The sequence below is a fragment of the Leptospira perolatii genome (assembly GCF_002811875.1).
GTDB lineage: Bacteria > Spirochaetota > Leptospiria > Leptospirales > Leptospiraceae > Leptospira_B > Leptospira_B perolatii.
Window position 1 is genome coordinate 377,242 of the sequence record NZ_NPDZ01000001.1, and the last position, 21,456, is coordinate 398,697.

19 protein-coding genes are annotated in these 21,456 nt (G+C 42.0%); 13 read left to right on the plus strand and 6 right to left on the minus strand.

Translation table 11 applies throughout. From position 1 onward, the window contains the following. Positions 1–88 precede the first annotated feature (88 nt). The 5 genes from CH373_RS01735 (at position 89) to CH373_RS01755 (ending at position 6,100) form a co-directional block, all read left to right on the plus strand. The gene (locus CH373_RS01735; RefSeq protein ID WP_100712197.1) at positions 89–2,629 is read left to right on the plus strand and encodes an ATP-dependent Clp protease ATP-binding subunit; all 2,541 of its coding nucleotides are present in this window, start codon (positions 89–91) and stop codon (positions 2,627–2,629) included. A gap of 103 nt (positions 2,630–2,732) precedes the next feature. Further along, a complete protein-coding gene (locus CH373_RS01740; protein ID WP_100712198.1) occupies positions 2,733–3,158 on the plus strand; it encodes a hypothetical protein in 426 nt (141 codons plus the stop codon). 57 nt (positions 3,159–3,215) lie between these two features. Beyond that, entirely contained in the window at positions 3,216–3,974 is a 759-nt protein-coding gene (locus CH373_RS01745) for a tetratricopeptide repeat protein (RefSeq protein ID WP_341476338.1), read from the plus strand. Then, positions 3,952–5,265, plus strand: coding sequence for a tRNA (N(6)-L-threonylcarbamoyladenosine(37)-C(2))-methylthiotransferase MtaB (gene mtaB, locus CH373_RS01750; RefSeq protein WP_100712200.1), 1,314 nt, complete (start codon positions 3,952–3,954; stop codon positions 5,263–5,265). The genes CH373_RS01745 and mtaB overlap by 23 nt, the downstream gene beginning before the upstream one ends. 25 nt (positions 5,266–5,290) lie before the next feature. Further along, complete coding sequence (locus CH373_RS01755) at positions 5,291–6,100, plus strand: DUF2071 domain-containing protein (protein ID WP_207761419.1); 810 nt, start codon at positions 5,291–5,293, stop codon at positions 6,098–6,100. Between the two features lie 110 nt (positions 6,101–6,210). Here CH373_RS01755 and CH373_RS01760 read toward each other — a convergent pair whose 3' ends face one another. Then, entirely contained in the window at positions 6,211–6,873 is a 663-nt protein-coding gene (locus CH373_RS01760; protein ID WP_100712201.1) for a class I SAM-dependent methyltransferase, read from the minus strand. A gap of 158 nt (positions 6,874–7,031) precedes the next feature. On the opposite strand from CH373_RS01760, the gene CH373_RS01765 reads away from it, so the two are divergent. Together CH373_RS01765 and CH373_RS01770 are read left to right on the plus strand one after the other, a co-directional pair. Next, entirely contained in the window at positions 7,032–8,597 is a 1,566-nt protein-coding gene (locus CH373_RS01765; protein ID WP_100712202.1) for a hypothetical protein, read from the plus strand. Further along, a complete protein-coding gene (locus tag CH373_RS01770; RefSeq protein ID WP_100712203.1) occupies positions 8,594–9,742 on the plus strand; it encodes a tetratricopeptide repeat protein in 1,149 nt (382 codons plus the stop codon). The genes CH373_RS01765 and CH373_RS01770 overlap by 4 nt, the downstream gene beginning before the upstream one ends. 5 nt (positions 9,743–9,747) lie before the next feature. On the opposite strand, the gene CH373_RS01775 is transcribed toward CH373_RS01770, so the two are convergent. Beyond that, positions 9,748–10,728: a metalloenzyme gene (locus CH373_RS01775; protein ID WP_100712204.1), complete on the minus strand. Its 981-nt coding sequence runs from the start codon at positions 10,726–10,728 to the stop codon at positions 9,748–9,750. 127 nt (positions 10,729–10,855) lie between these two features. Between CH373_RS01775 and CH373_RS01780 the strand changes: the two genes are divergently transcribed. The 5 genes from CH373_RS01780 to CH373_RS01800 are packed head-to-tail and all read left to right on the plus strand — an operon-like array spanning position 10,856 to position 15,311. After that, positions 10,856–11,812: a hypothetical protein gene (locus CH373_RS01780; RefSeq protein ID WP_125169849.1), complete on the plus strand. Its 957-nt coding sequence runs from the start codon at positions 10,856–10,858 to the stop codon at positions 11,810–11,812. Between the two features lie 5 nt (positions 11,813–11,817). Beyond that, positions 11,818–14,067 (plus strand): hypothetical protein, encoded by a 2,250-nt coding sequence (locus CH373_RS01785; protein WP_100712565.1) that lies wholly within the window; start codon positions 11,818–11,820, stop codon positions 14,065–14,067. A gap of 25 nt (positions 14,068–14,092) precedes the next feature. Next, positions 14,093–14,695: a tetratricopeptide repeat protein gene (locus tag CH373_RS01790; RefSeq protein ID WP_100712206.1), complete on the plus strand. Its 603-nt coding sequence runs from the start codon at positions 14,093–14,095 to the stop codon at positions 14,693–14,695. Then, positions 14,695–14,892: a CopG family transcriptional regulator gene (locus CH373_RS01795; protein ID WP_165778757.1), complete on the plus strand. Its 198-nt coding sequence runs from the start codon at positions 14,695–14,697 to the stop codon at positions 14,890–14,892. Before CH373_RS01790 ends, CH373_RS01795 begins: the two co-directional genes overlap by 1 nt. A 2-nt stretch (positions 14,893–14,894) precedes the next feature. Beyond that, entirely contained in the window at positions 14,895–15,311 is a 417-nt protein-coding gene (locus CH373_RS01800) for a hypothetical protein (protein ID WP_100712567.1), read from the plus strand. Here CH373_RS01800 and CH373_RS01805 read toward each other — a convergent pair. The 4 genes from CH373_RS01805 to serC form a co-directional block, all read right to left on the minus strand. Continuing rightward, positions 15,273–17,138 (minus strand): hypothetical protein, encoded by a 1,866-nt coding sequence (locus tag CH373_RS01805; RefSeq protein ID WP_100712207.1) that lies wholly within the window; start codon positions 17,136–17,138, stop codon positions 15,273–15,275. The genes CH373_RS01800 and CH373_RS01805 overlap by 39 nt on opposite strands. Positions 17,139–17,168: 30 nt before the next feature. Then, on the minus strand, positions 17,169–17,603 hold the full coding sequence (rpiB, locus tag CH373_RS01810; protein ID WP_100712208.1) for a ribose 5-phosphate isomerase B: 435 nt from the start codon (positions 17,601–17,603) through the stop codon (positions 17,169–17,171). Between the two features lie 77 nt (positions 17,604–17,680). Next, positions 17,681–18,271, minus strand: a complete 591-nt coding sequence (locus tag CH373_RS01815; RefSeq protein ID WP_243393208.1) for a hypothetical protein — start codon at positions 18,269–18,271, stop codon at positions 17,681–17,683. A 33-nt stretch (positions 18,272–18,304) separates the two neighbouring features. After that, positions 18,305–19,396: a 3-phosphoserine/phosphohydroxythreonine transaminase gene (gene serC / locus CH373_RS01820; protein ID WP_100712209.1), complete on the minus strand. Its 1,092-nt coding sequence runs from the start codon at positions 19,394–19,396 to the stop codon at positions 18,305–18,307. A gap of 160 nt (positions 19,397–19,556) precedes the next feature. Here serC and CH373_RS01825 point away from each other — a divergent pair, with 160 nt between their 5' ends. Continuing rightward, positions 19,557–21,218: a P83/100 family protein gene (locus CH373_RS01825; protein ID WP_100712210.1), complete on the plus strand. Its 1,662-nt coding sequence runs from the start codon at positions 19,557–19,559 to the stop codon at positions 21,216–21,218. The last annotated feature ends 238 nt before the right edge of the window (positions 21,219–21,456 follow it).

Below are 21,456 nucleotides of genomic sequence, written 5' to 3' on the forward strand. Positions count from 1 at the left end.
TCGTAAGGGAAATGAATCGGACGTAAAGTTGGAAATTGGAAATTTAACCAGTCTAACTCTATGAACTGCCTCAGGGATTATCGCAATTATGTTGGAATTCACTAAAAGAGCAAAACGAGTAATAAACGAAATCGCACAAGACGAAGCAAAACGTCTAGGCAGCGAATTCATTGGGCCGGAACATATCCTTTTAGGATTGTTAAAAGAAGAAGATTCGGTTGCGATTAAAATCTTAAACAACCTGAATATCAATCTGAACGAACTTCGAAAAGAAGTAGAGAGACGCACCCGCGAAAACGCAGGAACTCTACTGATGGATATGGCCCAAGGGCAAGATCGTTATCAAAAGATCATCGAGCTATCCAAAGAAGAAGCAAAGCGTTTGAAACACAATTATGTGGGAACAGAGCATATTCTTTTGGCATTGCTGCGAGATAACAATAATATCGCAGGTGGAGCTCTGTATTCGTTTAGCGTAAATTATAACGTGATCAAAGGAGAGATCCTGCGTCTGTTAGGTGCACCTCCTACGAGCACGGTCGGAGTTTCTAGCCAACCGACATCACAAACAGGTACTCCTCGCCAAGAAAAGACCAAGACTCCGATTTTGGATGAGTTCGCTCGGGATCTAACTCAATTAGCAAAAGATAAAAAATTAGATCCTGTCGTTGGTCGACAAAATGAAATTCAAAGGGTGATTCAAATTCTTTCTAGAAAGACTAAAAACAATCCGGTGCTCGTTGGGGAGTCTGGAGTTGGAAAGACAGCCATCGTTGAAGGCCTGGCGCTTTCTATTGTAGATAAGAATGTTCCGGATCTTTTGTTTGAAAAGAGAGTACTCTCTTTGGATTTAGCAAGTTTGATTGCTGGAACAAAATACCGCGGTGAATTTGAAGAGCGTCTGAAAAAGATCATGAAGGAGATCTCTTCTTCTAACAATATTATTATTTTTATAGATGAGTTGCATACTTTGATCGGTGCAGGTGCCGCGGAAGGCGCTGTAGATGCAGCGAACATTTTGAAGCCTGCTCTTGCAAGGGGAGAACTTCAGTGTATCGGTGCTACTACTAGTACGGAATACAGAAAGTATATTGAGCGAGATTCCGCACTAGAGAGAAGATTCCAAGTTGTGAAAGTCGCCGAGCCATCGGTAGATGATGCAATTCTCATTCTGCAAGGATTGAAAAAAGCATATGAAGCGCACCACAAAGTGCGTTATTCCGAAAGAGCTTTGGAACAATCGGTTAAACTATCTCATCGTTATATCAATGACAGGTATCTACCTGACAAAGCGATCGATATTATTGACGAAGCTGGAGCAAAAGCTCGTCTCGCGAATTGTGCTCGTCCTCAGGCGATCAAAGATCTAGAGGACGAAATCAAATCTCTTTCTCAAAAGAAAGAGGATCTGGTGAGAGCACAAGAGTACGAAAAGGCTGCCGGTGTTCGGGACGAGGTCAATCGCAAGAAACAATCTTTAGAAGAGAAGATCCGTTCTTGGCAAGAGAAGATGGACGACTTCGCAGTTTCTATTGATGAGGACGATATACTCTCCGTAATCTCTCAGTGGACCGGAATTCCGTTGGAAAGAATGGAAGAGAGCGAATCTGAAAGATTGCTCCGTCTAGAAGAGGAATTGAAGAAACGTGTAGTCGGACAAGTCGATGCGATCGAGAAAATTTCGAGAGCAGTTCGCAGAGCTAGAACAGGATTCAAGAACGAACGTCGTCCGACCGGGTCCTTTATTTTCCTTGGACCTACGGGAGTTGGTAAGACTGAATTAGCAAAAGCTTTGGCTGAGTTCCTTTTCGGAGACCAGGATGCAATGCTTAGAGTCGATATGTCCGAATACATGGAACCGCACGCCGTAAGTAGATTGATCGGTGCGCCTCCGGGTTACGTAGGATATGATGACGGCGGACAACTCACGGAGTTCGTACGTAAAAAACCTTATTCTATCATTCTCTTGGATGAGATCGAAAAGGCTCACCACGATATTTTCAACGTCTTGTTGCAAGTAATGGAAGAAGGAAACCTGACTGACACTAAAGGTCGCAAGGTAAACTTCAGAGATACGATCATTATCATGACTTCGAACATCGGAGCAAAAGAGATTTCGAGTACTGTGCGTTTGGGCTTCGAGGATCGTTCCGGTGAGGAAGATCAATACAAGTCTGACCAAGCTAGAGAGCAGTTGAAAAAACACTTCAACCCAGAGTTCTTGAACCGGGTCGATGAAGTAGTATATTTCAGACCTCTCAACAAAGACGATATCATGGCAATCATCGACATTATGGCGAAGGATACCAACAAACGACTCTTGGATAAAAAGATCAAAATCGAAGTTACCCAAGAAGCAAAAGAGCATTTTGTCGATATAGGCTATGACGAGAAGTTCGGAGCACGTCCTCTGCGCAGAGTCTTCCAAAGAGATTTAGAAGATTATATGGCAGTTCAGACCCTGAAAGGAGCTTATAAAGATCCTACAAGTATCACGGTCAGCTTTAAGGACGGAAAACTGGAATTTGTGGAAGAACCTTGGACAGATTATAAACCGGCAGACCAGCACCAAGGTGGAGACAATTCTTCTAACAATTCCGAACGTTCCGAAGAACCTGCTCTAGTGTAAAAAATGTCTGGTCCGACAAGGGCCAGGCTTTCGAAACCAGAGTTACTGACGCCCTTGGGACGTTGTGCGGAATCCACGGAATTTTTGTAAGAAGGGAAAACCGATGCCGTATCTGATTCCTGTACTTTTCGTGATCTCCTATCTTTTCGTAAGGAAAGTATGGTTTCACCTTAGAAAGATTCGGACAGTCGCGGGCATCGAAAAAATCTCACTCTGCCTATTTGAGCCCGATTTATTTCTTCCCGAGGTACGAGTGCTTTACAAATACTACTTTCAGGGTGGAGTATATTTCGGTTCAGGGTATATATTACTCACCGATTTCTTAAGTAGGGAAGAATACGAACTTTATAAAAATACGGATGACCTGCCCGTTCTAGAAGTGGGCGAATTTCAGATTGTTTCCGAAGAAAAGATCGAACACTTTCTGATTTCAAAATTCCCGAGTATTATCGTATTCATCGATCCTGTGGAGCCTTATCACTCCTTAATCGATTGTATTAATGCAAAATCGATGGAAGTTCCTACCTAGCCCGCTCGATCGGAGTGAATGACTGCCAATATGTTAAAAACTTTCTTAATCCCAGGGATGGGTATTGTTCTTGCTTTATCTTTTTCACAGCTTCACGCGCAGGAGTTAGACTACGGCGCGGCGATGGCAGAATACCAGTCCGGCAATTCCGAAAAAGCCCTCGAGATTATTCGAGCTTTGCATGAACAGGGGAAACGTTCTTATGAAACTCACTATCTTGCTGCCTTTTGCCACTACAAACAAGGAAGGAATAAATCGGCAGCGACTCATTGGTCTGAGGCACTCAAATTAAAACCCGGGGACGCTGCAGTCAGTTCAGACTTTGCTAGATATCTGATCCAGGTAGGCAGAAGCGAAGATGCACTCGAAATTATCACGAAGGCATATCAAACTCATCCGAAGGACAGACAAGTTCGTTTATTATTTGCAACGTCTTTGCTCTATACTGGTCAAGCTCGAGATGCATTATATGTGATCGAAAAGTTAAAGGCAGAAGATCCAAACGACTACAAACCTTTGGTCATTGAAGCACAAACTTATTTTTATTTGGGCAGCCCAGAGAAAGCAGAGGTAAGTTTAAAGTGGGCTCAGTCCTTAGTTCCCGAAAACTCAGCTATCCTGAATAATCTCGCCTTGGTTTATGAAAAAGCCGGAAACCAAGAAGCAAAACGCGGTAATACCAAAAAAGCCTTGGAACATTATAAAAATGCAAAGGAACAAGTGGACGCTGCTTTAAAAATAAAATCGGATGAAAGGATCCAAGGCAACCAACGCAGAATAGAGGCAAGAATCAATGCACTCAACTCAGGCGGATAAAAAAGTTCTATTTCATACTCTCGGATGCCGTCTGAATTTTTTTGAATCCGACGGCTTATACGCTTCTTTATCCAAACACGGCTATCGGACCGCGACGGAAGGAGAAAACCCGGACGTTGTTGTGGTCAATACTTGCACGGTTACCAATAAAGCTGATTCAAGAAATCGTAATATTATTCGAAATGCTGTAAAAAGATATCCGGGTGCGCAGGTATGGGTGACCGGATGCTACGCCGAAACTGATAAGAAGTCGATTGAATCTATACCTGGAATCGCAGGCGTTTTAGGAAATTCGGAAAAATCACAGCTGCCTTACAAGATTCTTGAGTCAGAAGGTAAATTCATACTTCCGGAAAAGGAACTGGATCGATTTTCTTATTCGGATGTTTTACCGAACGGACATACCAGAGCTTATCTGAAAGTCCAAGACGGCTGCGATCGAAAATGCTCCTATTGCAAGATTCCGCAAGCTCGAGGAAAGGGTCAAAGCAGAGAATGGAAAGATGTTCTAGACCAAGTTTCCTTTTTGCAGGATAACGGAGTAGGAGAGATCATACTTACCGGAGTCAATCTAGGTTGGTATCGTGATCAAAATGGAAAGAAATCATTTTTGAAATTGATAGAGGCGATTCTTAACATATTGGAATACTCCAGGCTTAGACTCTCCTCGATCGAGCCTCCCGATGTAGGGACCGAACTTGCGGATTTAATGAGTCATCCACGCTTCTGTCATTTTCTACACGTTCCGCTGCAAAGTGGAAGCAGAGAGATCCTAAAGAAAATGAAAAGAAGTTACACTCCTGAAACTTTCAGAAAGAGAATAGAGCTAGCAAAATCAAAGATTCCCGGACTCTTTCTCGGAACCGACATTATTGTAGGATTTCCGGGAGAAACCGAATCCGATTTCAACGATTCGATTAATTTAATAAGCGAATTAGGTTTTTCAAAAATACATGCATTTCCTTTTTCCGTGAGGAGAAATACCGCAGCGGAAGAGTTTTCGGAGACCTTATCCAAAGAAGAAAAAAAAGAAAGAGTACATCGATTGATGGACGTTTCTAAATCTTTGCATCAATCTTATGCAGAAAAAAGTTTTGGAGAAAGGCGTGAAGCTATCTTGGAGAAAGATGGAATTGCAGTCACGGATAACTACTTAAAAGTTTCCTTACCGGACTCGGAAATCAGGACGCTTTCTTCCGGCCAATTTTTGACAGTAGAAATTGGAGAATATCTGCCCGAGCAAGACAAGGAAGGAAAAGTCAAAGGCAGAATTTTACAGGCGATCGGTTAACAAATCGGAGATACGTGTACAAAACTTGCGATACTACAAAAAAGCGAAAAATGAGATTTTAAGATTCGATCAAGACAACTCGGATCGAAAAGATCCTAGCGGTTTAGATGTTATCAGCACACTGAGTCATTTTTCCTTGATAACTTATGCGATCGATCCTGCAAAAGTTCGTGCCTATGTTCATCCCAGATTCGAATTAGATTTGATTACTGATAAAAAGGGAGAAAGAAAAGCTCTGCTTTCGGTAGTTCCTTTTTATGACTCCGATTTTCGTTTTGTACGTTTTCCTTATCTAGGTTTTTCCTTTGGTCAAACGAATTATAGAATCTACGTAATAGATTCTAAAACGGGTGAGCGAGTAGTTTGGTTTTTAGGAACCACTTTAGATTCTTGGAGTGTATTTCTTCCTCGGCTTTTTTGGAAACTTCCCTGGCATCCCGGAAAGATTCGATTTCAAACCGAATGGAATCAGGCTAAGAAAAAATACGATCTTTACCGAATGAAGACGAAGTCCGATTGGGCTTCTGTGGATTTGGAGCTAGAAGATTTAGGAGTACCTGCCAAAGTTCCCGACGGATTTTCGGATTTGGAAACTTCTTTGGTAGTATTAACTCATCCGTTCGAAGGATACTTTTATAGAAGGGACAACCACTTAGGGAACTATGCTGTTTGGCACGAGAAGTTATCTCCCACAGAAGGGAAAATAGTCAAAGCGGAGTTTGGACTTTTAGATAAGCTCGGTTTGGTTCCCTACGAAAATCAATTGAAACCTCATAGCGTTTGGATCCAACCGGACACACAGTTTACGGTATATTTGCCTCCTAGAAAAGTTTGATCGTATTCAAATTTCGTAAAGTATCTTGACTAGTTGCTCCAATATAGAATTGAATCTACTCGTCTTCCTGCTATCACCAAGTCCGTAGTTCCAATCTGGATTCGCTCTTTTTACGAGCGAATCAATTCTTCCGAATAAGTCTCTTCCTCTTTGAGGTCGTAGTAGCCATACTCGAAGCCCGTTCCGGCTTTGATCTCGAGTCCGTAGATGTAATCGCTGACACGAACTGTTTTTACGATGTCTAGATGGTACTGCTCCGCTAGGAATTTCATTTTGTCCAAGGAAATCTTGTCGTTTATTTTCGGACCGATCGGGTATTCGTTCTTCATCCAATCGAGCACGATTAAACGTCCCCCGACTCTCATCGAACGAACCAATCCATCCATGGCTAGACCAGGATCTGGAAAAGTGGAGAGTACCAACGAGGCAAAAATTGCATCCGGAACCGGGATCCATTCTGGGAGTAAAGGTCGGTCTGCTTTTTCCATATAAAACGGTGTAAATCGATCGATTTCCTCTCGATTTTTCCAATGGAGGATTTCATCCAAAAAGTCTTGGTTACATTCTGCGCCCCAGACCCAACCCTCTTTCTGGATCCTTTTCAGTAGTTCATGGGTCCAAAAACCCAGGCCCATTCCAAAATCTACCAGGTTGCTTACATCACTCAAAGGAAAGTTCTTAAATATCAGCTCCGGAGGAGTTAGATCCCTCCGCCTGCTAGAAAGCAGAAAATTCTGGTAATCCAGATTGTAGTAATATTCAAGGTCACTCATACTGTAGAAGAATGCATTATTATGTCTGCTAAAGAAAAATTCCAGTCAATCCGAAATAATAAAAGCAATCTTCTGGATTTTCCCTATTTTCCGCTAAAATCTACAGTAAAAAAAGAGTTCCTACAATCCGATACTAGTAGACGGACACCTATTTTCCTATGAAAAACTCTGCCAGGATTATATTACTAGCCTTTGTTTTCTCCTTCGGAGGAATCACCCATGCAGAACAGGATTTTAGGTCCGAAACCGAAAACTTCGGAGTAGCTGGTTCGATTGGAGTCGATGTACTGCGGGACGGAAAATCGGTTCGAATCAGTTGGGAGCCACCTCGTGAGACTGGAGAGATTATCGTAGCGAGATCACCAGGCGTGATTGATACTGCGGAAAAATGTTATATCGCGGACTCGCTTGGAAAGTTCCCCAGTGGAATTGCAAACGGCGTAAATCAAATCTACGATTATAATCTCAAGCCAGGCACTTATTATTACGCGGTCATACTCGCGCATCGCGTTCGAAAGAAAGATCTTAAATTAGTTCCCAACAGAAATTTTACCACGATTCCAGTAGTGATCGAGCAACCGAAAGAATCGGGCAACCCTCAGCCGGGCGGAAACAATCAAGGAGATGGAAATAAGGCTCTAGCGGATGATGCAAGAGTCACTGATATTTCCATTAAAAGAGAAGGAAAGTTTTTAAGAATTTCTTGGGAGCCTTATAGAAACGGAGTGCAAGGCGAAACAGTCTATAACATCTACCGTTCTACGGAACCTTTATCAAGTCTTACTTTGATGAGAAAAGCCGAGAAGTTGGCAGAGGTTTCTCACCCTGAAAATAGTTTCTTGGATCAAGATCTGAATAAGTCTCAAACGATTTATTACGGAGTGAGTGTTCGTCAAGGATTCAAGGAAGTAATCCCTTTAGTTCAAAACCAATCGTTTACCCGACATTTTTATGTGTACGATCAGGACAACAGAAAGCCTCCAAATGGAGATGAGTCTATTGCAAAACCTGAATATACTTTCGAAGAGATGCATGTAAAGGAACTAAGAGCGACTGCCGTAGAAGGCGGGGTTCGACTGGAATGGAAGGCTCCTGACAATCCGGATTCTAATGTTCAATATTCGATTTATCAGGCAGCAAAACCTCTCTCGGGTGGTGTTGGAACTTTCTTGGGTGGAAATGTACGCAAGCTAGGAGAATTGGGTCATCCTGACACAACGGTCATGGTTCGAATCAAGCCTTCCAAGAGTACTGTCTATTTTGGTGTGACTGTAAAACGAGGTGGGAACGAAGATTTTACTCTTACGCAAGATGTCTCTTACGTTGCAATTGACCTTGAAAAAGGAAATCAGTCTACGGACTTAGCTCAAGAAAATAACAAACAAGAAGAGACCGAGCCCAAGGTTGATAAAGAAGAAAAGGAACCTGTTGTTGCGGAGGAAGAAAGGACCGACGACGAAGAACTGGATCAAGTCCTGAGGGATACATATTGGAGAAGCGAGTACTCCGATGCAGTCTATCAGCTTCGTCCTTTCGAAAGATCTTATGATGCCGAAACTAGAGGAAAAGCTAAGTTCTTCATCGGACTTTCCCATTATAGAAATGGAAATTATGCAAGGGCTCTCAAATATTTCGTTCAAAAGGACGCGAAAGCATACAACCCGGAGAGATCCGAATTTTGGACTAAGCGCTGCCTAGGAAGAATCGACGGGGGCAGAAGATGAACCGATCGATAATTCTGGTCACAGGCTTTTTGTTCATTGCTGCGGGGGTTTTAACAGGCGTCTACACCGCGGTAATTCAGGAAAGCGCGGGTACGAATCAAGGAATAATAGAAAAGATTAGAGAAGGCGAAGAATTCCTAAAGCACTCTAATCCTAAGTCTGCGGAAAAGGCCTTGGATATTTTTTCGGAACTTTCCGCAAAAGAAGTTTCTCCCGATTTGGCTTTCAGAATCAAATACGATTTAGGAAACGCATTAGAAAAAAGTAATGATAGAATGGTGGCTTTAGGAATCTACCGAGAACTGAATCAAAAGGATAACTTATCTAGAGAAGAAAAAGCAAAAGTCGCTTATAGTTTGGGAAACCTTTTATTACTACTCAATCGCGATGAAGAAGGAAAAGGCCATTTAGAGGAAGTCCTTCGAATCTCCGGAGATAGGAAAATCCGATCCAGTGCGCTTTCAGCCATTGCAGATTATTATATGAAGAAGGGAAACTATGACCAGTCACGCAAGAACTATGTTTTGGCATTGCAGGAGGATCCCGAGAATGTCAAGGCAAGAGTCCGCTGGGGAAAATCTCTTCGTAAGATGGGCAAAGACTGGTCGGCGTATGATGTTTATGAGGATTATGTTCAGTCCGACTCTTATTTTGATAAAGATAAGATTGCTGTAGATTCCGAGTTCAGATCGGGAATTTTGGATAAAGCGAGACAGCTTTATGTTCGCAAACAATACTACGGAGCCATTGAATCTTTCAAGAAAGCTTTAGATCTAGGCATTAGCGAAAAAGCAAGAGAGCAAGCTTGGTACTATATCGCTGAGAGTTACGATGCAATCGGAAAACCGGAATCAGCTTTGCAATATTTGAGTAAGGTATTAGAAAACTCTGATACAACTTTGGACCAAACTGCACTTTTCAGAAAAGGGACGATTTATTTTCGCGGAGGAAAATACGATCGAGCGGCTTCACTATTCCAAGAAGCTGCTGATCGGAATCCAGATACTCCAATTGGAAGAAAGGCCGCAGATTGGAAAAGGGAAGCTCTGGATCAGATCGAGGATGACCTGCAATACAATGACAGTGATTCCGCAAGAGCCAGACCCAGCAACGATGAAGCAGACGAAGACGACTGGAAATACTGATTCGGTTAACTCGGCTTTTCTGATCCGGTTGTTGTCTGCATAAATTCTTGTTCAGACATCGAAACTTTGACGCCAAGACAATCGTAGATTGCGTGAGGAATGTCTTTAATTGCCTTTACGGTTTCCTTGATCTTTTGCGTGTATTTTCCAAATAGAATCGTTGGAACTAAATTTGTAGTATGAACATCGACGCTCAAATCTTCCAAATTTCCATGGTCCGAAGTGATGATGAGTTGATCCTCAGCTGGGTCCAATGCTTCAACAATTCCTAATATAAAGTCTTCCAGATCGCCGATACATTTTTCGGCACCGGGCCAGTTCATTTTATGTCCGACCTTATCCGTGATAAAATACTCATAGATGCATAAAGTATGATCTTTCAATTTAGGCACTATGGATTTACCTGTGTCATACGCTTTTTGCTTAATCAAAACCGGATCATCTTTTTCGACACTGTCCCTGCCGAACCTACTTAGGAATTCTCGGGTAATATCCATATAGAGGCCACGACCTTCTCTCAGATCATCCATTCCTTTTAGAGGTTTGTCGCTGGCCATTTGAATCAAAGTAGAGGCGGATACCTGTCTCGGATTTTTCCGAATATACTCTTCGTACGCAGGAGTATAACAATTTAGTAGGTCAGCCTTAAAACCGCGTTCTTCTAAAATTCTAATAATCGAATACTTCGCGATGATTTTCTTCAACGTAAATGTGGGGAATCCGCTGAGATGTCTATTCAATACTTGGCAGGCGTTGATCCCTGTCCAAAGAGAGGTTTGCCCAGTGGCACTTTGAGGTAAGCCCTTGATTCCCATACTCGCGTCGGTTTTTAAGTAAACGAGCTCTTTGAGAATTGAAGGACTTCCTTCACCAAACTCCTTTTCCGCTAAGGGCAAAAAGACTCCTCGCGCGTAACGTGCGAACGGATTCTTTGTCGGATCATTCTGTCCAAATCCGATTCCGTCTATAAACATATAGAAAATCATGTAGTTACGTCTCGCCTCTTTGCAGGATTCTCAGGAATTTAGACTCGCCGGCGAGTAGATTAAGGCCGATACTAGATTCGTGAGCCCTCAGTCCCATTCTAGGAAAATTCGGAATCTTTCCCTGATAATGCTAAGTCCAATGCTTCTTTCCATCCCTTTTTTTTCCGACGCCTGGAAGGAGTTGGTTTTCTTTCAACCGATTGAGATTCTAAGCACTAAGCATAGGTCGTGGAAAATTTTTTTATCCGAAAAGCTATTTCGATCCCACTCAGAGCAGTTTTCAGAGTTGGGACTAAGAATAGAGTATATCCTACGTAAATCGCCAAATCAAGCTGATAAGACTGAGACTGCAAAACTAGCAAAAGAATTGATCCAGTCTGGATATAGGTTTGTAAGAATTTATGATGAATCATACAGATTGATTTTTTCATCAGAACCAAATCAGACTGTATTCCAACCGGATCTTAGGCTCGGTGGTTTAGAGATCAAACCTTCGGATTGGGCAAAGGATTCTCAAGGTGATTTGCTGTACCGAAGCTCATCCGGGAATCTTTACTTTAACCTTTCTCAAGAAGATGCAAATCGTATGTTAGAGGAAGCGAGCGGAATCAAACCATCCTTTCCGCCAATCGAATCTCCAAATGAAGTTTTCTATTTTGTATTTTCTGAAATTGGAAAGCACAGAAAACTTTCAGAGACCAATCTTTCTTACCATTCTGAAATTGTTCCCGGTAAGAGCAGGAGTGAAATCCTTCCAGGCAAAAACAAAGAAGAAGAATCAGAACAGCTCTATACCATTTTGGAGAAAGCATCACATTCTGATTTTGGAATGTACAGGTCGATCTGGGAACGGACGCAAAGGGAAAATACTTCGATCTTTCTAAAACTGCCAAGGGATTCGAGAGCTTTAGAGATGCTTAAAATACTCTCCGCTCTTGTAGTATCGTGTTTAAGTCTTTTGATTGGGATTCTAGCTTCTCTCCTAGTATTTTCAATTCGATCGGAAATGAGATTTTCGGAACGAGAAGATTGGGTGAAACTGAAAATAGATCTGCTCAATCTTTTGAAAAAAGCAAAGGGTTAACTTTCATGATTGGAGTAAGACTGAGAATACTTCTGGGCGTCGCTCTTTTGATCTCTTCGCTATTGGCTTGGGCCGAGCCGTATTTTCCGGACGGATATTTCTATCAGTCAAAGCTTGTTTCAATTTGGAAATCGTTTCAAAATAACCTGCTCATTCTTGAGAAAAATATCCGAAGCTCCGATTTAAAGGATTTGAGAGCGATCGATTCCCCGGTCCCTATTCGAGAAATTTACCTTTGGGATCCTGTGTTGGGCGGCTTGGATAAATTCCCTAAAGAAGAGAGCTTGGAGCTGATTGAGCAAGCCTGGGCAGGAAAAATCAGTAGATATCTAATTTTAGAAACGAATCCGGTTTTCTTTGTTCCGCTTCAGGAGAAGCAGAAAGCAGTTTTAGTTATATTAGATAAAAGTAAATTTCATATTACAGTAAACGGTGCACTTGAATTCTTCTATCCGGTTCCTAAAGTCGGAAAATTCACAAATTGGAAATTGGAACCTGCTGGGGAAGAATCCACCGACATTGAATCTGAATTTTTGAAATCACTGAAAGAGGAACAGTCTGGTTTTCGATCAGTAATGGTTGGTGATAAATCCTATTACGCTTATTATTCCTTTTTTGGGGAGGAAAAAGAAAGCTTTATCGATAGTATCTACTTGGTCGTACCGGTTGTAAATTCGATGTTCTTTTTAGCACCTCCGATATTTTTCGCGGTACTTCTCGGGCTGGACCTGCTAATCCTACTTGCCAGAAGAAAGAAATCTAGCTCGATAGAAAGCCATCAAAGGGAAATTTTTCGTTTAACCGAACGATTAAGAGAACGACTCGAATCCGAATCTTTTAAGAAAATCCAGATCGCAAAAACAGAACCTAGACTTGCCGGACCGAAACCGACTGAGGAAGCGGAACTGGAAACGGAGTCTAAAAAATTTCCTGTTTTTCAAACCCAGGTTTTAGAAAGCCAGGGTTCCAAAACCTTTTTTGTATTACCTTTCGATTTGCCGGATGATATTATTTTAACTCCTAAGTTTTTGCGAGATCCGAAGCCGATTTCGACAAAGATTGAATCTAAGAAGGGGGCTGTCCGAATTTTACCTGAAGCTATTCAGAAGAAACGAGAGGCAATCTTTTCGGAAGAGCTATCTAAGTTAGTCGAAAAAGTAAAGTCGACAACCGCAGAGGGGCTTCCTGCAAAGTCAAAAGCCGGAGAGTCTGGTCTTTTGGCAAAAGCCCTAAAGGCAACCGGTTTGGTAGAAGGAAGACTGGAAGCTGCGAAAGAATTGCATCCTCAGCAAGAGTCTCGCTTTTTTCTGTGGGCTCGGGCTTGGTGGGGAATCCGGAAGTCGGATCCGAATGAAGACCTACCTTTATCAGAAAAATTTAAATCTTGGTTGGATAATCAACCCATTCGAGAAAGAAGAAAAATCCTAGAAGCTCTGGATGAAATACAGAGAGGATTGGATTCTCCTTCTGCCTCTTTGCTCAAATACTACAGAACGATTTTGTCATCGGTGTCGCTCAAGGCGTTCTCGATTCATTTCTATGATAGAAGAAAGGGAGCCTATCATCCGGTCGTAACCTACGGTTTAAAGGAATATTCAAAAAAGAACATGATCTTTCTTTATGGCGATCAGTTCCTAGGTCCCGAAATCGGAGAGACATCTATAATCGATGTCACAGAAGACAGAAGAAGCGATCACTTCTTTCGAAAAAAATTTGATTTATCTGACTTGGAAGGAGTTATGAGGATAGTCTCTTTTCCTTTGTTCGATTTGGGACTCGATTTTAGATTCTTCTTATTCTTTCAAGATCCACCTAATACTGATTTTGTGGAAACAGTACGCGAGTCGGTAGAAAAATCCATCGATCCGGTCGAAGAGGCATTTCTTCAGTTGGAAATAGAGCAGGCGTCTCACGCGATCAAGGATAAAAGGGATATGGTTCAAATCCAGTTTCTACTCTTGAGATGGGCTTCTCACGGGGAAAGGAGTCGTTGTCATATCTATCGGATTCGGATTCCGGGCCGCCCTGAGTTTGCTACCGCAGAGTCCTGGAGAAAAAAATTCCTAGATACGTTACAACCGAGTTTAGGAAGCGACGACTATGCATTTGGAGTTGCTCCAGCCGAGCTACTGGTATTGTCTAGGGAGGAGAGAAAGAAAGAGTTAACCGATATCTTAGAAGGCATCGGAAATCCTTTTGAAATCATTTATCTGCCCTATCCTGAAAACGGAAAGAACTTGTACACATATATTTAACCGTTACTGTTCGAGCTTTTCGAGAATGCATTATAAATTCTTAATTCTACTGGTCGGTCTTTATTTCTTCCAGCTTGTTCCACTGATTTCCCAGGAAGAAAATCGAAGAGAATGGAATCGCGCAGCCAAGGAAAAGATCATTTCTCTGCACCAGGGTGGCAAGGAAGCCGAAAGTTTGCCTTACTTGGAAGAATACGTTCGGAAGAATCCCAGCGAGCTCGTTTACAAATTGTACCTAGCGCGAGCATTGTTCTGGAGGGCTGATTTGGAACTACCGAAGCATGATGAGGACGTGTTCCTGAGGATGGAGAAAATAAAAAAGATTCGGGAAAACTATCTGAGGTCCGCTTCTTTTTTTGAAGAGGTTTTGACTCACCTAGCCAAAATCAGTCCAAGAGATCCGGAACTCGGGAAATGGCATTTTTTATGGGCGATGTCCGAGTGGTACGCAGGTAGAGAAGACAGGGCGATACAAATTTTTCGCAAAGCTTTCAAATTCGATTTTCGCCTGAATCAAGCCAATTATAATATCGCAGCGATTTATGAGATGCTCGGCCAAGTGAGAGATTCTGAAATCTACTTCAGAACCTACTTGAAAAATGAAAAGGAGCTGAAAGAAGAGGAGTAATGGCTCGCATAGAACGCAGATTTCAAATGCTCCTCACAGAAGAGGAATTCGAATTGCTCAGGCAAGAAGCTGAAAAGCGGGATTTGTCCGCTTCTGAACTACTTAGAACCTGTTTTCGAAACGAGATTTTCAAATCCGATACTTACAAGAGATTGGATGCACTGAAGGAATTGACGCAGATGTATCCGGGGCGTTGATCTTGAGGATACTGCTTAGTTCATCTTCCTACCAAGATTTATTGTTCGGCGTCGAAGCAAACAAGAGCTCAGTTCGGAATGCTGTTGAATCTCTAACAAAGAAAAACGTCCTTCTTTATCTTCCCCTTCCCGCGATAGAGCAGGCCTTAGCAAAAGAGCCGAACCCTATAAAAAGAGAAATACTTTGGAATCAGACCAAAAATTTATTCACTGAGCTCTTGCCGGTCAGAAAGGAAGAAATTGCACTCGCGATTCGACTATCAGCATCTGCTGATTTGAGTTTTGAAGAGTGGATAGAAATTGCTCAGGCGGCAAATTACGATTTAGAAGGAATTCTTACTTCGTCTGCTAGTTTCAAAAAACAGAATCTGGTAAAAGTTCTACTCACTCAGGAAATAAACTTCAACGGGCTCGCTTAGAGGGCTTACTTGGTCAGAGGCTATTTCTGGATCGTAAGAAGAGTTATAAGCGCTAACTTTGAAATAAAATGTTAATCCTTTTCTCAAGAACAATTGGCGGCGGTCATACGGATCAGTTACATACTTTCGGGAATTTTTCTTTTTGGAACTCGGTTCGAGCTTCACTTCGGAATTTAGGCTGATGATTCGATTGTCCACACACTGACACAACTTTCTTCCGGAATTATCTGACATTTTGGGACAGGTCGAATCTTGGCCCAAAATAGGATCCAAGTAATTACTCATTGGATGCTTTTCTCTGCCTTCTGTCAGCAAGACTGGCATTTTTCCGTTGGGGAGTTCTTTGAGACTTCCTTTGATCGATCCCACCATTCGATTCGGTCCGACACCGTAGTGAATTACGTAACCGCCGTTTTGTCTGACGTCTCGTTCCGGATTTGGTGTCCAGCTCAGGCATACTTTTGGTCCTCCGGAATTTGGATCCTCATCTTCAAGTGTGCCATCTACAATGGAAAGTCCCATTGGTTTTACTGGTGGAATGGTCTCTCTGTATCCGAAGGAAATTTCCTCTAATTCAGGGCTTCGTTTTCCATCCGGATCTGCTTTGAGTTTTGCCAATGCCTGGTAGAATTTGAAAGGCTTCGATCTGTCCTTCCAAACTTTGTCTAATGGAATACGATACATGTAGAATCTAGGATTAAGAGTCTCTTCCGGACTTTTATGATCAGAATGTTCCACTTCCTTGTAATCTTCCATTTTTCGTAAGTCGATTGCATTCCATTGCACTGCTTCTCCGTTTCTTGCAAAACTTTTGGGAGAAAATCTAAGATACAATTCTAGAAAACTTGAGCCCGGGACCTTGGCCTTTAGAATCAGATAATCAGGAATAGAATTAGAATACTTGGTTTTATATACAGGCGACAATGCAGTTCCGTAGTTTGTGTTAGCGGTGAACGAAGAAGCATCGTATTCCTGGCCTTCATAATAGGAGGACAATTTCTGTAAATCTGGAGCGCCTTTTTGTACTAAAAAGTCATCCAACCAACCGTAAAAGTTTTCCGCAATTCTGAACGGAGTCGTATCTTCCGGATGAAAGCCTACTCGAACGATCTGCAATTTACTCGGAATCGATTTTCGATCCATCTCGGTTCCATTCAAATAGAGAACGATCTCTTTTTGCAAAGGTCGTATATGCACAATTAGGTGATTCCACTTGGAGCGGACCAATCTTCTCTTTGAAACAATTTTGATATCAGTAGAAGATTTGTCTGATGGCTCGAAAAAATTCCAGAATTCTAAAACTGGGAGTTCATCTTTGATTCGAAATTCCCATCCGAATTTTTTCCCTCGAGTGTGAATGCTCTTTGAAATCAGAACCGCTTCCTTGTCCAAAGTTCCGGGTAAAAGGAACATGGAAATAAAGAACTCCTCATTAAGATCCGAGCTAGTAAGAATGCTTTTGGATTTTCCGGAAATCTTAATCCCGGAACGTTTACCCGCAAATCTCGCGGAGCGCTTTCCTGAATTCGCCTGGGCCTTTTCCGGCAGGTAAGAAGCGAATTGGATTTGATGGCTTCCCGATTTATCCCGTAACTCGGAAGGCTGATCCTCTTCGAAGTCTAAAAATAGATTAGCGGAAAGGCTCCAGTCTCTCGGTGCAAGTTCTAAGAAAGTTTCTCCGCTCGCAGATTTTTGTACGCGCAAATCTTTGAGCTGGAACGAGCTCAAGGCAAATCGGTTCGATTCAGTACTTATATCAGTATTAGTAAAGATGAATATTGTTAATAAGAGGAGAAATCTAGAGTGTAGATAGCGTTTGTTACTCACTCGGGATCCTCCTGATTTTCTAATTCAAGATTATGATAGGGTCTCGAGTTGACCGACTCTTCTTTCATGGCGGCCGCCTTCGAAAGAAGTGGACAACCATTTCTGCGCGATTCGAATTGCTAGCTCTTTACCCAAAATTCTACCGCCTAGAACCAGCACGTTTGAATTATTATGACGGCGGGACATTTCTGCAGTAAATTCGTCGTGGCATAGTGCCGCGCGGATTCCTTTCATACGGTTTGCCGCGATAGAAGCGCCTATTCCAGTTCCGCAGAGTGCAATTAAGCCTTCCACCTCTCCTGAAATGACTTTTTTACAGGCGTTGCCGATTACTTCAGGATAGTCTACGGAAGTTTCGTCCTTTGTTCCGTAGTCTACGATTTCGATCCCATTTCCGAGCTCTTTTCTGAGATATTCTTTCAGCTCGAAACCTCCATGGTCGGAGGCGATTCCAATTTTTTTCATGTCCTATTAGAAAGCGTAGGATCTTAAGTATTCCATTCAAGCAAATTACAAATGAAAGATGAAAATTAGTGGAGAACCTACTCTTCCTTCAGTTGCTCCTTCAGGAATTCGGGAACACTTTGAAAGAATTCCCAGTGGTGGATCAGAATCGCTAAGTATAAATTTTCAAAGGTATCTAAGGGAAGAGGCTTGTTTTCGATCGAAATCCTCTCAGCCGATCGTCTTCGCTCTAGAAGTTCTTTTTTGGCCATCAAGAAGCTTCTTACAGTCTTTTCTTCGCCAGCTGATAGTCTAAGGTTCTTATCGTCCGAGAGAAAATGATTTTCATAGTATTTGTAGAGCTCGTCCACCATTCGATAGTGGGCGTCGAAGTCTCTTAACAGAATTTCTTTTTCTTGAGGGGAAAGTTTGAGATGGAATACGCAGTCCAGACTTTCTTTCAGGCTTTGAGCCTCCGCCTTTGATAGCTTTTCTGCCAATAGACTTTTTTCTGCGGGAGAAACTCTGGAATTATAAAAATTGCTCCATTCTTTTGAAGAACCAGCAGGCGAAAAGCATGCATTTGCTCTCGTAGAGGTCCGGAAATGCATCGGGGCAGAATACAGATTCACCTGATATAAATACGCAAGACATAGAGTCAGTAGAATGCAAGCTCGAGTCGAAATCATCCTAATCCAGATACGCGAATCTTTGAGATAGGTCTATACTTTCTTTTCAAATTCCTTCAGAAATTCTACCAGTGCAACAATTCCTTCTTTGGGCATAGAATTATAAATTGAAGCTCTGAATCCTCCGACTGTTCTGTGTCCCTCCAATCCGTGCAATCCTGCATCTTCCGCCTGGGACAGCAGTTTGGGCTCTAGGCTTCTATCCTTTAAAGTGAAAACTACGTTCATCAAAGATCTGTCAGCTTTTTTTACCGGAGCAACATAGAGTGAAGAAGAATCTAGAAAATCGTACAGAATTTTCGCCTTTTCTTCATTCAGTTTTTCGAATGTACTCACTCCTCCTTTCGACTTGATCCATTCGAAAATAAGTTTAGCGATATAGATCGAATAAGTAGGAGGCGTATTGTACATGGATTTATTTTTTGCGGTAACCGCATAATCCAGCATCATCGGAATTGTGCGACCGGAACGACCAAGCAGATCTTTTCGTATAATAACCGTGCTTAATCCGGAAGGACCGATATTCTTTTGTGCTCCGGCATAGATCATTGCAAATCGTCGAACGTCGATTTTGCGAGAAAGAATTTCAGAAGTCATGTCAGCAATTAGCGGAGCCTTTGTTACTGCCGGAAATTCTACATACCTACAACCGTAAATAGTATTGTTGGAAGTTATGTGCAGATAGACCGCGTCATCATGAATATCCGAATCTTTCAGTTTCGGAATCTCGGTAAAAATATGAGAAGAACCATCATAGATCTTTTTGACAGGATTAAACCTTTGTGCTTCTTCAAAGGATTTCTTGGCAAAAAGACCAGTGACCGCATAGTCCGCGGTTTCACCTTCTTTCAGAATATTTAATGGAATTGCGGAGAAGTGAAGGGTGGCTCCTCCGGAAAGAAATAGAATTTCGTAATCTTCTGGAATGGAAAGTAATTCTCTTAGCAGATTCAGTGAGTCATCCAGGACTTGCTCAAAAATCGCTCCTCTGTGACTCACTTCCATAATGGACATTCCGGAACCTTGGTAATTTAGGAATTCGTCGGAAGCTTTCTTCATTACTTCCGTAGGAAGCATGGCAGGGCCAGCGCAGAAATTGTAGATTCTTTCTTTGAACTCACGCATGGTTCCAGGGTAAAATTGAGGCCTAGAGCGGCAACTTTCTTACTTCGAGTATTTGTGGAGAGAAGGGAAAAATCCTTGGCAGGGTTGTGGAAAGGCAAGTAGGATATCCAACGCGTCCCGATTTAAGCTCGGGCGAACTTTCCGGCGTAGGAGCTCTTTCATGTCTCGGATCCGATTGTCCGTTATACTTCTTATTTTCAGCGGTTTCACAGCCACCGTTTTTGCACAAAGTCCTAAATTAGGCGAAAAAGAGGTCCGCTCCTCTGGCAGAGTGAACTTTATCAATCGATCTACCGCAAAAGCAGCCGAAGAAACCAAAGAGATCAACGAAAAGACAGGCTCGGATCTTGCCGATGGACTGAAGAAAAGTGCCGAAGCAAGTTCTTCCAGCGATGGGGTCACGGCAGTTCGAGTTTTGCCGGATGAAACCCGTTTTGGATCGGATATCGTTTCACTCAGCGAAGATACAAATTACGGACATATCAACTCGATCCGAAGAATACTAACCGGATACGTAAAAACCAATTTTGGATATTCGGAAGAGAACGCAGAAATACTCGCCACCTATATCCTTTATTATAACGCAATTCATCGTAAAAACTCTGGCTTCTTCCAAAAGAAGTACACCGCAGATGTGATGAAAAAGCTAAAGAAAGATACGATCGGTATCGGCAGACGTTATACGGACTGGGCCGGCAAGACTCAGATCATTATACCCATTGTTCCGAATATACTTTCCGAAGACGGCAAGGATGTTGGTACGGATGAGCTAGAGAAGGAAGTCAATAAGGATCTAGATAAGAAAAAAGAAGGCCAAGACGATAAAAAGAAAATGGATGATCTTCAAAGGCAGAAGCTAGAAGATGAAAAGCGTAAACTCCAAGAAAAGCAGGACGCAAATAAACAACAGCAAGATAAGATCGCAGAAAAAGAAAGACAGGCCGAGAGGGAAGTCCAAGAGCTGAATAAAGATCCTGTAAAAAATAAAAAACAAATCGAAAGAAAACAGGAAGAGAAAAAGCAAATCCAAAAAGAAAAACAAGAAGCTAAGAAAGAAGAGCAGAAGCTAAAAGAAAAAGAAAAGGAAATCGCGAAGAAAGAAGAATCTAGAAAAGAGAGCTCAAAATCTGACTCGAAGTCTTCTAGTGATTCCAAGTCAAGCAGCGACAAGAAAACCTCCGAATCAAAACCGGACGATAAAAAGAGTAAAGAGGAACTTCAAAAAGAGCTGAGTGATACCAAAAAAGAGTTAGAAACCGTAAAAGAAGAGCAGAAGAAGAAAGAAGAATTCGATAAAAACGTAGTCGGCGGAAAGATTCTATTCTTAAAGACTTTAAAGTACATTGATAACGGACATTACAATAACGAACTACACGCGTTAGATCCGACCAAGGACGATACAATCTTCAAGGGCGACTTTGATAAGATTTGCGGTCGAACCTTTGAAATCGTCGACGGAAAAGCATTGGTGATCGGATACGAAAACTCACATACTTCAGAACATAAGTTGATTCTAATTGATCAAGAAACTTTAAAGCCAGTGACTTGGTCCAAAAATTCGGTATTCTGGCGATCTCCGATGATCATTAAAGGAGAGGAAATTTATGCATTCGAAGAAGCCGACGGTAAGTATTATCTTACTAGATTCGATAAGTCTTTAAAAAGCGTCGCGAAATCTGGAGATGAAGTAAGCCCCAATTCTAACGTAACCTTTTACGGTGAGAAGATCTATGTGACAGGAAAGGAAGAGGGCGGCGCGTCGACTCAGATCAGCGTATTCAATAAATCGGACCTGAAGTTGATTAAGAAGATCAATCCTTGATAATTTATTTGCTCCGAAGAAAAAACACTCCTTATTGTTAAGGAGTGTTTTTATTAAACGAATGCATTGAGAATCCAGCTTGTCTTATATTAGAAAAACAATCACTTCGCTATTTGTGTGCACCTTATTAGAAAAGCGCAGTTGAATCCAATCGACTCGTCACAGATCCAAGGTGGTTCAAAAGTAGCCCTTGTTGGTTTTTATCCGTTTAAGTAAAATTCCGAGATAACTTTCTAAG